At 68.7% G+C, this 13,328-nt stretch carries 14 protein-coding genes; 10 read left to right on the forward strand and 4 right to left on the reverse strand.

Going from position 1 to position 13,328, the window contains the following annotated elements; genetic code table 11:
* From AAG801_RS33720 to AAG801_RS33740, 5 genes are all read left to right on the forward strand, one after another.
* The coding region (locus AAG801_RS33720; protein WP_341892333.1) for a multicopper oxidase domain-containing protein at window positions 1-400 on the forward strand (400 nt) is incomplete at its 5' end.
* The gene (locus tag AAG801_RS33725; protein ID WP_341892334.1) at window positions 397-1,083 is read left to right on the forward strand and encodes an SCO family protein; all 687 of its coding nucleotides are present in this window, start codon (window positions 397-399) and stop codon (window positions 1,081-1,083) included. The genes AAG801_RS33720 and AAG801_RS33725, both read left to right, overlap by 4 nt.
* An 86-nt stretch (window positions 1,084-1,169) precedes the next feature.
* Window positions 1,170-2,531 carry a TolC family outer membrane protein gene (locus AAG801_RS33730; RefSeq protein WP_341892335.1) on the forward strand — a complete coding sequence of 454 codons (1,362 nt, stop codon included), beginning with the start codon at window positions 1,170-1,172 and terminating at the stop codon, window positions 2,529-2,531.
* A 111-nt stretch (window positions 2,532-2,642) separates the two neighbouring features.
* Window positions 2,643-3,299, forward strand: coding sequence for a response regulator transcription factor (locus AAG801_RS33735; RefSeq protein ID WP_341892336.1), 657 nt, complete (start codon window positions 2,643-2,645; stop codon window positions 3,297-3,299).
* 177 nt (window positions 3,300-3,476) lie between these two features.
* Window positions 3,477-6,227 carry an FAD-dependent oxidoreductase gene (locus AAG801_RS33740; protein ID WP_341892337.1) on the forward strand — a complete coding sequence of 917 codons (2,751 nt, stop codon included), beginning with the start codon at window positions 3,477-3,479 and terminating at the stop codon, window positions 6,225-6,227.
* Between the two features lie 86 nt (window positions 6,228-6,313).
* On the opposite strand, the gene AAG801_RS33745 is transcribed toward AAG801_RS33740, so the two are convergent.
* Complete coding sequence (locus tag AAG801_RS33745) at window positions 6,314-6,931, reverse strand: DUF4337 domain-containing protein (RefSeq protein WP_192195838.1); 618 nt, start codon at window positions 6,929-6,931, stop codon at window positions 6,314-6,316.
* A gap of 128 nt (window positions 6,932-7,059) precedes the next feature.
* On the reverse strand, window positions 7,060-7,386 hold the full coding sequence (locus tag AAG801_RS33750; RefSeq protein ID WP_341892338.1) for a LysR substrate-binding domain-containing protein: 327 nt from the start codon (window positions 7,384-7,386) through the stop codon (window positions 7,060-7,062).
* A gap of 325 nt (window positions 7,387-7,711) precedes the next feature.
* On the opposite strand from AAG801_RS33750, the gene AAG801_RS33755 reads away from it, so the two are divergent.
* The 4 genes from AAG801_RS33755 to AAG801_RS33770 are packed head-to-tail and all read left to right on the forward strand — an operon-like array spanning window position 7,712 to window position 10,593.
* Window positions 7,712-8,761: a cyclopropane-fatty-acyl-phospholipid synthase family protein gene (locus tag AAG801_RS33755; RefSeq protein ID WP_341892339.1), complete on the forward strand. Its 1,050-nt coding sequence runs from the start codon at window positions 7,712-7,714 to the stop codon at window positions 8,759-8,761.
* Window positions 8,761-9,552, forward strand: a complete 792-nt coding sequence (locus tag AAG801_RS33760) for a DUF1295 domain-containing protein (protein ID WP_341892340.1) — start codon at window positions 8,761-8,763, stop codon at window positions 9,550-9,552. The genes AAG801_RS33755 and AAG801_RS33760 overlap by 1 nt, the downstream gene beginning before the upstream one ends.
* Window positions 9,549-10,130 (forward strand): DUF6134 family protein, encoded by a 582-nt coding sequence (locus tag AAG801_RS33765; protein WP_341892341.1) that lies wholly within the window; start codon window positions 9,549-9,551, stop codon window positions 10,128-10,130. The genes AAG801_RS33760 and AAG801_RS33765 overlap by 4 nt, the downstream gene beginning before the upstream one ends.
* 31 nt (window positions 10,131-10,161) lie before the next feature.
* A complete protein-coding gene (locus tag AAG801_RS33770; protein WP_341892342.1) occupies window positions 10,162-10,593 on the forward strand; it encodes a DUF2177 family protein in 432 nt (143 codons plus the stop codon).
* Here the strand turns inward: AAG801_RS33770 and AAG801_RS33775 are convergent.
* Entirely contained in the window at window positions 10,556-11,212 is a 657-nt protein-coding gene (locus AAG801_RS33775; RefSeq protein ID WP_341892343.1) for a ChrR family anti-sigma-E factor, read from the reverse strand. The two genes, AAG801_RS33770 and AAG801_RS33775, sit on opposite strands and share 38 nt — an antisense overlap.
* Window positions 11,213-11,214: 2 nt before the next feature.
* Complete coding sequence (locus AAG801_RS33780) at window positions 11,215-11,871, reverse strand: sigma-70 family RNA polymerase sigma factor (RefSeq protein ID WP_341892344.1); 657 nt, start codon at window positions 11,869-11,871, stop codon at window positions 11,215-11,217.
* A 153-nt stretch (window positions 11,872-12,024) separates the two neighbouring features.
* Here AAG801_RS33780 and AAG801_RS33785 point away from each other — a divergent pair.
* Window positions 12,025-13,328, forward strand: a 1,304-nt coding sequence (locus AAG801_RS33785) for an FAD-dependent oxidoreductase (protein WP_341892345.1), incomplete at its 3' end; no start/stop codon positions are given.

Genomic DNA, 13,328 nt, shown 5'->3' on the forward strand with positions numbered 1-13,328 from the left:
TGCCAGCGCACTCGCCGCCCTGCCGGTTCGCACCTGGGTGTTCCAGCGCAACAGCGGCATGTGGAACGTCAACGGGCTGTTCTTCGATTCGCTCACGGCCAGAGCCAGGATCACCAAGGGCGCGACCGAGATCTGGGAGTTCATCAATCCCGACAACGGCTGGCAGCACCCGATCCACGTGCACTTCGAAGAAGCACGGGTTCTCAGTAAGAGCGTCAACGGCGTGAGCCTGCCCATTCCCGTGAACGAGCGCGGACGCAAGGATGTCTTCGTCGTCGGCGAACTCATGACCGTGCGGGTGCTCGTGCGCTTCCGCGATTTCTCGGGCAAGTACCTGATGCACTGCCACAACCTCACCCACGAGGACCACGCGATGATGGTTCGCTTCGACATCGTGTGAAGACCGCCGATGACTTTCAGGAGATTCTCATGAACCACCGCAGACACTTGTTCGCCGGGCTGGGCGCCGCTTCCTTGTATGCGTTCGGCCTGCCGGCCTCCGCCGAGACCCTGGCAACGGCCACACGCCCGGGACGTCGCATGCCGAACGTCGAACTGAAGACCCACACCGGGGCGACGGTGAACTTCTACGACGACCTGGTACGCGGAAAGATCGTCGCCATCAACATGATGTACGCGGACTGCGAAGGCATCTGTCCGCTCATGACCAACAACCTCCTGCGCGTGCAGGAGCGCCTGGCCCATCGGGTGGGCAAGGACATCTTCATGTACTCGATCACCATCCGTCCGGAGATCGACACCGTGGAGCACCTGGCCGACTACGCCGAGATGCACAGCGTGAACCCGGGTTGGCTTTTCCTGACCGGGAGCCGGCGCAACATCGACCTCGTGCGTTTTGCCCTGGGCTTCTACGACCCGGACCCGAAGATCGACAAGGAGCTCAATCGCCATACCGGCATGGTGCGCATCGGCAACGACGCCTATGACCGCTGGTCGATGGCGCCGGCACTGGCGGCGCCCGAGCAGATCGTGAGTTCCATCCTGCATGTCGATCGCAGCCCGGCCGCGATTCGCCGCGCGGGCAGCACCACTTCGCCGGCCGACCATCGGAGCACGGTCTGAATCAGCGCCTGCGCCGACCCCCACCCGGTGGACGGTACGCGCAAGCGTCATTCACCGGGAAGCGTCTCGTCCTGGCATGCGGTGCCGTGTTCGCAGCGGTCCTCGCGTTCCCCGTCCATGGCCAGAGCCTGGTCGAGATCTACGCATCGGCACGCGGCTACGACGCCACCTACCAGGGCGCGCGGGCCCAGTACGAGGCCAACCTGGCGCGTGCCGCGCAGGCCAAGGCCGGCATCCTGCCCTCGGTCGGGCTCTCGGCCGCTGCCTCGCACACCCGGCAGGACCTCTCGACGGAAGGCAGTGCGACGACGCGCGGGTTCAACACCCAGAACGTCGGCATCAACGCCACGCAGCCGCTGTACCGCCCCGCCAACTGGGCCACCTACGAGCAGGGCCAGCGCCAGGCCGAAGTGGCGCAGGCCGTGCTCACCATTGCCGAGCAAGACCTCATCGTGCGCGTGAGCCAGGCTTACTTCGACGTGCTCGCCAGCCAGGACAGCCTGTCCCTCGTGCGCGCGCAGAAGGTCGCCGTGGCCGAGCAGCTGGCATCGGCCAAGCGCAACTTCGAAGTCGGCACCACCACCATCACCGACGCGCGCGAAGCGCAGGCCCGTTACGACCTGGTGATTGCGCAGGAGATCGCCGCCGAGAACGACCTGCAGGTGAAGAAGATCGTGCTCGACCAACTCGTCGGCAGCAGCGGCAGCGTGCCCGTGCCGCTGGCGGCGCCCGTGGTGCTGCCCCCGCTCGCGCCCGCCGACATCGAGGTCTGGACCTCGCACGCGGATGCCGCACACCCTGCGATCCAGCAGGCCCGGCTGGGCCTGGACGTGGCCGGGCTCGAGGTGCAGAAGGCCCAGGCCGGTCACCTGCCCACGCTCGATGCGACCCTGGGCTACAACGTCACGAACAACCCCCAGGGCACCAGCACCACGCCGGGCCGCTCGCGGATCAAGGCCCTCACCGTGGGCGTCGCGTTCAACCTGCCCTTGTTTGCCGGCTATGCGATCGAGAACCGCGTCCGGGAAACGCTGGCGCTCGAAGACCAGTCCCGCTCGGTGCTCGAGGCCACGCGCCGCAGCGTCGCGCAGGCCACCCGGGCCACCTACCTGGGACTGGTGTCGGCAGCCGGCCAGGTGAAAGCGCTGGAAGCCGCCGAGGTCTCCAGCCAGATCGCACTGGAGGCCAATCGCATGGGCTACCAGGTGGGCGTGCGCATCAACATCGACGTGCTCAATGCGCAGAGCCAGCTCTTCCAGACCAAGCGCGACCTGGCGGTGGCGCGCTATTCGGTGCTGCTCGGCAATCTCAAGCTGCGGCAGGCCAACGGCACGCTGCTGCCCGAGGACCTGAACGCCATCGATGCCGCGCTTGCGACCCACGGTCGCACCCCGGTCGACAGTGCGGCGCCCGTCTCCGTGTCCAAGAGAACGCCGGCTCGCCCATGACGAAGCGAATGTTCTTCCGAAAGACCGGCTGAAAGGGGCATGCCATGGCACGTACCGACCGCACCAGTGACTGCTTGCGGCCATGACGATGCCGAACATGCAGGTGACGCCATGCGACTGCTTCTGGTTCAGGATCGCGCACGGGTCGACGACGGCCTGTTCACCCACTTGCGCAAGGACGGCTTCCTGATCGACAGCGTCGATCGCCTCGGCGACATCGATATGCTGGAGAACGAGTCCTACGACGTGCTGCTCGTCTGCTCGCAGTTGCCCGACGGATCGGGACTCGACTGGGTCCGGTCGTTGCGGCTGCAGCACATCACGACACCGGTCCTGATGCTGATGGTGGGAGCACCTCGCCCGACCGCACCCGCCGAGGCCCTCGGCGCGGGCGCGAACGACTTCGTGCTGATGCCGTGCCGCCCCGAGCTGGTGGCCGAACGGGTGCGGGCCCTGCGTTGCCGCGCCGCCGGTCTGGCAACGCCGCGTGTGCGCTGCGGCGACGTCGAGTTCGACCTGGGCAACCGGACGACGGTCCGCTGCGGCATGCCTGTCGCGCTGACCGAGCGGGAATGGAACCTGGTGGAGGCACTCGCGCTGCGATTCGATCACACGGTCCCCAAGGCCCAGGTGGAATTGCTGGTGCAGGGGATTCATGGCGCCCCGACAAGCAACGCCCTGGAAGTGCACCTGTCCAACGTGCGGCGCAAGCTCGGGCGACAGATCATCCGGACGATCCGCGGGGTCGGCTACCGCCTGAATACCTGAGCCCGGCGTCTTCAGACTCGTAAGCGTGCCGCACACAAGATAGCAACCTTAAGACGTGCGGCTGGCCAGAATCCGATCACTCGCAGAGCCCCATCACCCACCGATGGCGCCACCACTGTCGCAGCGTCCCCCCGGGGCATGAATGGCGACACCTTCTCACGCAGGTACCACCGACCCATGTTCAAGCCCTCTCCCGCCATTGTTTTCGCCAATTTCATGCAGCTGCCGACCATCGTGCCGAAAGCGGTGTGGCGCGCACTGCGCGTGGTGAGCATCCTCTCGGCCCTGGCCCTCGCCGTGATGCTGGCACTTCGACCCGCCACGACCATGCCCTTGTTCTGGGGGCTGATCGTGCCCTCGCTGCCGCTCGTCTTCATGCTGGCGCCCGGGCTGTGGCGCAACATCTGCCCGCTGGCCGCCATCAACCAGATCCCCCGCAGGCTCGGCATCACTCGGGCACTCACGAGCCGCCGCCTGTCGCAGGGCGCAGCGTTTCCGATCGGCATCGGCCTGCTGATCTCCGCGGTCGTCGCACGCAAGCTGCTCTTCAACGGCAACGGCATGGCCACCGCCGGCCTGCTGGCTGCAGCCATGGGCGCAGCGCTCATCGGCGGGTTGCTGTTCAAGGGCAAGAGCGGCTGGTGCAGCAGCATCTGTCCCCTGCTTCCGGTGCAGCGGCTGTACGGCCAGACACCGTTCATCCGCATCGCCAACACGCACTGCGAACCGTGCGTGGGCTGCGCCAAGAACTGCTACGACCTCAACCCCGGCGCGGCGTATCTGGCCGACCAGTACGACCCGAACCCGGCGTACCGAAACTTCCGCAGCTTCTTCGCAGGCCTCTTTCCGGGCCTGATCCTCGGCTACTACCTCGTGCCTTCACCCAGCGAGATCGGCCCGGTCTCCACGGTCATGCAGATGCTGGTCTACATGGCCGCCAGCCTGACGCTCTTCAACCTCATCGAGATGCTGGGCAGCAAGACGCGCAATGTCTCGCCGGTGCTCTTCGCGGCGGCCGCGTTCTCGCTGTACTACTGGTTCACCGCCCCGCTGATCGTCAGCACCTTGAGCAGCCTGAGCGGAATGTCCATCGCCCCCGAAGTCGTCGCCACGTTGCGCGGCCTGACCATCATCGCGAGCCTGACGTGGATCGCGCGGTCGCTGCAGGTCGAGCGCCTGTTCCTGCGCCGTGAATTGCGCAAGGGCGTCAGGGACGGTGCCCGGCTGGCACCGATCTTCATCGAGACGATGCGGCTGCACCGCAGCCCGAGCGATCCCGCGCGCAAGGCACCGGCTGCCGCCCTGCCGGCGAACGAGACCGGACCTGCCACGCCGGCGGATGCGTCCCCGCAGCCTGCAGAACTCTGCATCGACCCCGCCGGCACGAAGACCCCCCTGCGCAAGGGCCAGACACTGCTCGAAGCCCTCGAGGACTGCGGCGCGCCCATCAACGCCGGCTGCCGTTCCGGCGTGTGCGGCGCCGACCCGATCGCCGTCGTGGCGGGCGGCGAACGGCTCGCCCCCATGGGCAGCGACGAACGGGCGACGCTGGCCCGGCTCGGCTGCGCCGACGGCACCCGCCTGGCCTGCATGGCCCGTGTCCGCAATGCAGGGCCCATCCGCATCGACCTGAAGCGGGATGCGGCCCCGGCGGCGCGCGAAACACGCAAGACCGAGGTCGTGCCCTTCGACCCGACGATCCGCCGCGTCGTGATCGTGGGCAACGGCGTGGCCGGCCTGACGGCGGCCGACCATGTGCGCCGTCGCCACCCCGACTGCGAGATCCATCTCATCGGCCGCGAGAACCACAACGCCTACAACCGGATGGCCATCGCCAAGCTGATCAGCATGCCGACCGGCGTCCAGGGCCTGCACCTGCTCCCCGACCAGTGGTATGCCGAGCACCGTGTCACCGCGTGGCTCAACACGCATGTATCGAGCGTCGACACGCAGCGCCGCGAGCTCACGCTGGCCACGCGAGACACGCTGGGCTACGACCGGCTCATCCTGTGCTCGGGCAGTTCGGCGTGGGTCCCGCCGCTCGACGGCTACGGCATCGAAGGCAGCTTTGTCCTGCGCGACGCCGATGACGCGATGGCCATCCGCGACTACATGCAGCGCTTCCACGGCACCTCCGCGGTGGTTCTGGGCGCCGGCCTGCTCGGTCTGGAGGCGGCGCAGGCACTGGCGCAACTCGGGGCGCAGGTCCAGGTGCTGTCGAACAGCGGCCAGATCCTGGACCGGCAGATCGACACGCCGGCCAGCGCCTTGCTGGAAGCGCACCTGGCGACCCAGGGCATCCATGTCATCACCGAGGCCGACGCCGCGCAACTGGAGCCGGGCAGCGAGGGCCGCGTGGCGCAGATCGTGCTGAAGGACGGACGCCGGCTCCCCGCCGATGTGGTCGTGGTGTGCACCGGCGTGCGCGCCAATGTCGACATCGCGGAGTCGGCCGGCCTGACGCTCGGCCGCGGCATCGTCGTCGACGCACAGATGCGCACCAGTGCCGCCCATGTCTACGCCGCAGGCGACGTGGCCGAGTTCGAGGGCCACTCGATCCCCCTGTGGGCAGTGGCTGCCGAGCAGGGAGAGATCGCGGCCGTCAATGCGCTCGGCGGCAAGCGCGTCTATCGTGGCCATGTGCCCGTGACCGCGCTGAAGGTCTCGGGCATCGACGTCCGCTCTGCGGGCTCCGTGCACGCCACGCGGCCCGGCGAGTTCGAGCTGACCCAGTCCGACCCCGCGCAGGGCATCTATCGCAAGCTGGTGGTCGCCGAGGGCCATCTCGTCGGCGCGGTGCTCGTCGGGTCACCGGACGAGGCGGACAAGATCATTCCGGCCGTGCGCGAACACGCGCCGGTCTCTTCGATGACCGCCTTGCTGGAGCGCGGGGACTGGGAACAGCATTCGTTGGCGTTGGCGGCCTAAGCTGTTCTGCAGATCGCTGAAACGACCGCGGCATCCCTGCCCCCGCTCGGTGTGGGAGACCGGTTGCCTGCATGGGGCGCAAAGCCCTAGATATGCAGCGCTGCCAGTGCGCCGATCACCACGCCCGCAGCCGCCACACCGTACATGGCGCGCTCCACCCACTTCTTCCGCGTGAGCAGCGCAATGGCCGCCAGTGCGATCGACACCTGCAACACCGTGGTGGCCTGCGCCCAGCGATGGTGCTGGTGCATCTGCTCCTCGGATTGCACGTCCCAGCGGCTGGCTTCGTCCTCCAGCTTCTTTGCGTCGGCCTGGATGTCGGTCTTCTCTTGCTCGTAGCGCGCGACCTTCTTCTCCCACCCTTGCCGGCGGCCGTCGTCGGTGGCGGTGTCGCGTGCGAACTCGGCCAGCGCCTGCTTGGTGCTCTTCGACTGGAAGTAATTCCACTGGTTCGAAGCCTCGGTCTTCTTGATGGCCGCGTTGTTCTTGTAGAGGCCGGCGTTGGCCTGCGTGGCCCCGCCCATGTACGAAAAGATCGCACCCGCGGTCGCGATGGCCGCGGTGATCACGGCGATCTTTCCTGTCGTGCTCATGCCCTCGGCGGGAGAAGCCGCTGCGTCATGGCCGTGGCCGTGACCACTGGAAGCGGCGTGTTCGAGTTCGTGGTCGTGCGGGCCGTGCACGTGAAAGCCGTGTCCTGACATGAAGTTCTTTTCTTGGCGTTGTTGTTATGGAAATTTGAGGGGCGCGCGAGTATGCCCGGCCTTCATGACGAGGTGCCTCGGGGAAAGTCCCGTCGGCCCTCATGCATTGGATGCGCGCGTGCCTGGCGTCAGGCGCAAAGCACTTCGCGCAGGTGTTCGACGAAAGCGCGCGCCGCATCGGGAAGGCGCCGACCGGCCATGCTCTGCACCTCGAAATGCCGCTCGTTCATCTCGCGGTCGCGCAAGGGGAGCGCAACGATCGTCTGGTTCTCCAGTTGCTGGCGCAGTGCGAGCTCGCCGCGGAACGTCACCGCCTGGCCGTGGGCTGCGTAGTGCACCAGCGGGTAGAGATGGTCGCTGGTCAAGGCCGCCTCGAGCGGCAGGCGCTGGCGGGCGCAGCTGATGTTGAGCAGCTGGCGCAGCCCGTGCAGCCGCCTCGGTGACCGAGCCGACACGCGCCGAGAACAGTGCGACGGCCGTATCGACGAAGACCGGCTCACCGAAATCACCTGCTGGGGTCATGTGCCCCACCCGGTTCGCTGGATAGCTCCCGGATGGTTGCACCCACCTTGACCAGCACAACTACGTCCGCTTCGCAGCTGTCGCTGTGCATGTCCAGTGTGTCCAGAGATCGTGGGTCTGGCCTGTGACGCCGCCAGGTGTTCGACCGCCGTACTTCGCACCATCGCCTCATTCCCCATGCGCTGAAGCCGACGCACAGTGATCCATTGCGGCCGGCGTGGCGTAGGAAGAGGAGACCCTCCTCCTGCACCCACCGCCATGCCCCAATCCTCCAGTACCTCCGCTGCCATCCATTGGGTTGAACAAGGCCTGGTGCCCGACGGCGCCGTTCGGCTGGGCGTGCGGCGGCTGCTGCGCCAGCGCCTGGTCGAACTGGACAGCGGCAACCCGGAAGCCGTCGCCCTGCGTTCGGAGGCATTTTTCGATGGGCTGCGGGAGGAGCCGTTGGCCCTGCTGCCCGAGAAAGCCAACGAGCAGCACTACGAACTGCCCGCCGCGTTCTTCACCGGCGTGCTGGGCCCCCACCGCAAGTACAGCTGCTGCTGGTGGCCTGAAGGGGTGCAGACGCTCGAGCAGGCGGAGGCGGCAGCCTTGGCCGAGACCTGCGCACGTGCCGGCCTGGCGGATGGGCAGCGCATCCTGGAGCTGGGCTGCGGCTGGGGTTCGCTGAGCCTGTGGATGGCCGAGCACTTTCCGCGCGCCCACATGACGGCGGTCTCCAATTCGCACTCGCAGCGGCTGTTCATCACGGCCGAGGCCGCCGCGCGTGGCCTGGGCAACCTCGAGGTGATCACCTGCGACTTCAATGATTTCGAGACCGGCGAGCGCTTCGACCGGGTGGTGTCGGTGGAGATGTTCGAGCACCTGCGCAACTGGCCGCGCGCCTTTTCGCACGTGGCCCGCTGGTTGAAACCGCAGGGACGGTTCTTCATGCACGTCTTCGTTCACCGCGAAGCGCCCTACCCGTTCGAGGCACGCGATGCCAGCGACTGGATGAGCCGCCACTTTTTCTCCGGCGGCATGATGCCGAGCGACGATCTCGCCCTGCGCTGCCAGGACGACTTGCGCCTGCTGCAGCGCTGGCGCTGGGAGGGCCGCCACTACGCGCGGACCTCGGCCGCCTGGCTGGCGCGCATGGACGCCCGGCGGGCCACCCTCATGCCCCTGCTGGTCGCCGTCTACGGAGAGCGCGACGCGCCCGTGTGGTGGACCCGCTGGCGGCTCTTCTTCATCTCGGTGGAAGAGCTGTTCGGCTACGCCGAGGGCGGCCAGTGGTGGGTCGGTCACTACCTGTTCGAGAAACGGTGATGCTGTCGCTCGCAGCCCTGGGTCTGGCGATCACCCTCTGCGTGGCGTTGCCGGTCTGGGTGTTCAGCATCGGGGTGCGCGACGCCAGCCTGGCGGACCGGATCTGGCCCCTGATGATCGCGGCGCCAGCGCTGGCCTACGCTGGCGCCCACGCCCGCTTGCTCGACGCCCGCAGCGCCTGGATGCTCGCGCTGCTGCTGCTGTGGGCTTGCCGACTGGCGCTACACATCGGGCGTCGCAACTGGGGCCACGGCGAAGACCGCCGCTACCAGGCCATGCGTGCGCGCAACGAACCGCACTTCGGCCTGAAGAGCCTCTACCTCGTGTTCGGGCTCCAGGCGGTGCTGGCATGGGCCGTCGGCTGGCCGCTGCTGGCCGCGTTCGCGCACCCGTCACCCCTGTCCTGGCTGGATGGGCTGGCCCTGCTGCTGACCGGCGGCGGCGTGCTCATCGAGGCCGTGGCCGACGCGCAGCTCGCCCGTTTCCTGCGCGGCCCGCGCCGCGAAGATGCGGTGATGGACCGCGGCCTCTGGGCCTGGTCCCGCCACCCCAACTACTTCGGCGAGGCCTGCGTCTGGTGGGGCCTCGGGTTGGCCGCGCTGTCTGCAGGCGGAGGGGCGGTGGCGTGGTGCCTGGTGTCTCCGCTGCTCATGACCGGCCTGCTGCTCAAGGTGTCGGGCGTGGCGCTGCTGGAGCACGACATTGCCGAGCGCCGGCCGGCCTACCGCAGCTACGCGGCACGCACCAGCGCCTTCATTCCCTGGCCGCCGCGACGCGGCGCGCGTCCATGAAGCAGCGCGCCCTGGGGCTGATGCTGGGACTGATGCTGGCGCAGGCGACCTGCCTGGCCGCGCCACAGGAAGCTGACGAGGAAGCGGGCGAATGGCACTTCACCGCCACGCTCGACGGCAAGCCGATCGGGACCCATCGCTTTGTCGTCGACGGCACGGCGGCGGCGCGCAGCGTCGACAGCCGTGCCCTGTTCACCGTGCGCGTGCTCGGCATTCCTGTGTACCGCTATCGCCACCAGGCCGAGGAGCGCTGGGCCGGCGACTGCCTGCGCGAGCTGCGCACCGAGACCGACGACGACGGCACCCGCCAGCAGGTCGCGCAGCGTTTCGACGGCGACTGCCTGATGAGCTTTGCCTACTGGAATCCCCGGCTGGTGAAACAGCAGCGCCTGATCGATCCGCAGACGGGCAAGGTCGAGGCGGTGCGCTTCGAACCGCTGCCCGATGCGACCCTCGAGGTCCGCGGTCAGCCCGTGCGTGCACGCGGGTGGCGCAGCAGCGCATCCGCATCTGGTACGCCGCCGACAGCAAACGCTGGATCGGGCTCGACGCCGACACCAAGGGCGACCACCAGCTGAGCTACCGACTGACCTCTGCACGGAGCACCCCATGAAGCCATCCCCGCGTACCTTGCTTGCCGCCTACCTCGGGGCGCTCGTGTGTTTTCTGGTGCTCGATGCCGTCTGGCTGTCGGTCATGGGGCCGCGCCTGTACCAGCCCGCGCTCGGTGCGCTGATGGCACCGCAGATCGACTGGACGGCGGCGGCGCTGTTCTACGCCCTCTACCTGCTCGGCCTGGTCGTCCTGGCGATCGCGCCGGCACTGGAGGCAGGCGAGCCCGCAGTGGCGTGGCGGCGCGGCGCGCTGCTCGGACTCGTGGCCTACGCGACCTATGACCTGACGAACCAGGCCACGCTGCGCGACTGGCCCTGGGCTGTCACGGCCGCCGACCTGGCCTGGGGCACGGCCGTGAGCGGCGTGTCGGCGTGGGTTGCGGCGCGCCTCACATCCCGACCAGCGCGCCGAAGAAACGCGCAATAGCCCCGTCGAAGCGCAGCCGGCCGTCCAGCGAGGCCAGGCAGATGCACTCGCTGCCGTCCTGGACCACCGGCTGGTGGTTGATCTCGGCATCGGCCGCATCGAAATCGCCGGCGCCGAACAAGGCCCGGCCATCGTGGAAGCGGCCATGCAGCACCTGCGTGAACTCCTGCCCCTGGTGCGTGTGCTGCGGCAGGTACTTGCCGGCCGCGATGCGCAGAAGAAAGACGTTGGCGTCCGGGGCCTCGGGCACTGTCACGCGGCTCCAGCGCATGCCGGGGCCGATCCAGCGCCAGGGCGTGGCACTGCAATGCGCGAGCGCGCGCGGCCAGCGCGCGCCGGGCGGCAGCGGTGGGGGCGCACTGACCCGCACGGGGGCGGGTTCAGCGCCTTCGTGCGCCTCGATCCGGGCCCAGGTGCGCGCCAGGGCGTCGTCGGCCAGGGGGGCGGCCGCCAGGTCGTCGAGCAGGATGCCGCCCACGGCATCGAGTGCGCGCGCGCGCTCGCGGCACAGCGGGCACAGTTCGAGGTGGCTGGCCAGAACCAGTCGCATGCCAGCGGGCATGTGGCCGGAGGACCGGGCCAGCAGCAGGTCGTCGTCGGGGTGGTGTCGGATGTCCATCATCAATGTTCCAGCAGGCGGCGCAGCTGCGCGACCGCCAGGCGCACGCGCGACTTCACCGTGCCCAGCGGAATGCGCAGCTGGGCAGCGATGCGGGCATGCGGCGCGTCTTCAAAATAGGAAAGATGCAGCACCTGCTGCTGCTCGGGCGGAAGCAGGCGCAGCGCGCCGCGCAGGCGTTCGTTCAGGCGCGCGTCGTGCAGCTGGTCTTCGACGGCCGGGTCGTCCGAGGGGAGCAGGTCGAAGTCGAACGCGTCTTCAGACGACTGCACACCCTGGCGCCGCCGCAGCGCGTCCACGCGCAGGTTCCGCGCGATGGCGAAGATCCAGGTCGTGGCGGCCGCCCGGGCCGGATCGAACAGCGCGGCCTTGCGCCAGATCGTGACCAGCGCTTCCTGGGCCAGTTCCTCGGCCTGGATGGCCGGACTGCCGCTGTGCATCAGGTAGTGCTTGATGCGCGGCGCGAAATGCGAGAACAGCTGCGCGAACGCGTCCCGGTCTTGCTGCTGCGCCACAGCCACCATCGCCTGGGCCCAGAGATCGTCGGGGCGGGGAGACGGCTGCGAATCGAGGGAGACCACGGTCAAGAGGGACGCTCGTCGACTGCGGGGCACCGGAGTGCCCGCAGAGGGGTTGGACGGATCGGGGGCGGCGGCCATGTCCTGTCATACGCAAAGGAGCGGCGTTCGGATCATCGCAGCGACACGCGGGCAATCCAAATGACCATTTCCTGCGTACAGGCAGCAAGACTCGCCAAAGGCTCCCCCATGCTGCCTCCTCTCGCCCCGCTTGCCCTGCCTGCCGCCTTGCCGATGCCTGCTTCGGTGTCCTCCGGCCAGCGCATCGCCGTCGTCGGCACCGGCATCGCGGGCCTGTCCTGCGCCTGGTTGCTGTCCCAGCGCCACGAGGTCACGGTGTTCGAGAGCGAGCCCCGGCTGGGCGGCCACAGCCATACCGTGGACGCGCCGGGCCGGCACGGCAGCGTGCCGGTGGACACCGGCTTCATCGTCTACAACGAGCCCGCGTACCCGAACCTCACCGCGTTGTTCCAGCACCTGGCGGTGCCGACCGCGGCCTCGGACATGTCGTTCGCCGTGAGCCTGGACGCCGGTGGGCTCGAATACGCCGGCACCGACCTGCGCGGCTTGTTCGCGCAAAAGCGCAATCTGGCGCGCCCCCGCTTCTGGGCCATGCTGCGCGACCTGCTGCGGTTCTACCGCGAGGCACCGCGCGATGCGCAGGTGGCAGGCGACCAGGCACTCGACGACTACCTCGATGCCCACGGCTATGGCCGCGCATTTCGCGACGACCACCTCTACCCGATGGCTGCGGCCATCTGGTCCACGCCGGCGGCGCAGGTCGGTCGCTACCCGGTCGCGGCCTTTGTGCGGTTCTGCGAGAACCATGGGCTGCTGCAGGTCAGCGACCGCCCCACATGGCGCACCGTGGTGGGCGGCAGCCGCGAATACGTGCGGCGCCTCAGCCAGCCTTTCGCCGACCGCCTCCAGCTGGACCGGGCCGTGCTCGAACTGCATCGCGAGCCGGCGGGTGTGCGGCTTCGCACCAACGCCGGCTGGTGGCCCGAGCGCTTCGACCAGGTCGTGCTGGCCACCCATGCGGACCGCTCGCTCGCACTGCTCGACGCACCCACCGCTGCCGAGCAGGCCCTGCTCGGTGCCCTTCCCTACAGCCGCAACCTGGCCGTGCTGCACCGCGACCCCGCCCTGATGCCGGCGCGGCGCGCCGTGTGGTCGAGCTGGAACTACCTCGGCACGCGCGGCAGCGGAGCCGCCCCGACGGTGACCTACTGGATGAACCGGCTGCAGCCCCACCTGCCGCAGGGCGCGGCGGCCGAGCCGCTGTTCCTGACCCTGAACCCCGCGATCGCCCCGCGGCCCAAGCACCTGATCCGCACCGAGGTCTACGACCACCCGCTGTTCGATGCCGCGGCCATGGCCGCGCAGCGCCAGCTGTGGCAGCTGCAGGGCCAGCGCCGCACCTGGTTCTGCGGCGCCTACTTCGGCGCCGGCTTCCACGAGGACGGATTGCAGGCCGGCCTGGCCGTCGCCGAAGCGCTCGGCGGCGTGCGCCGGCCCTGGCGCGTGGCGCAGGAGTC

This window comes from Variovorax sp. YR752 (assembly GCF_943372545.1).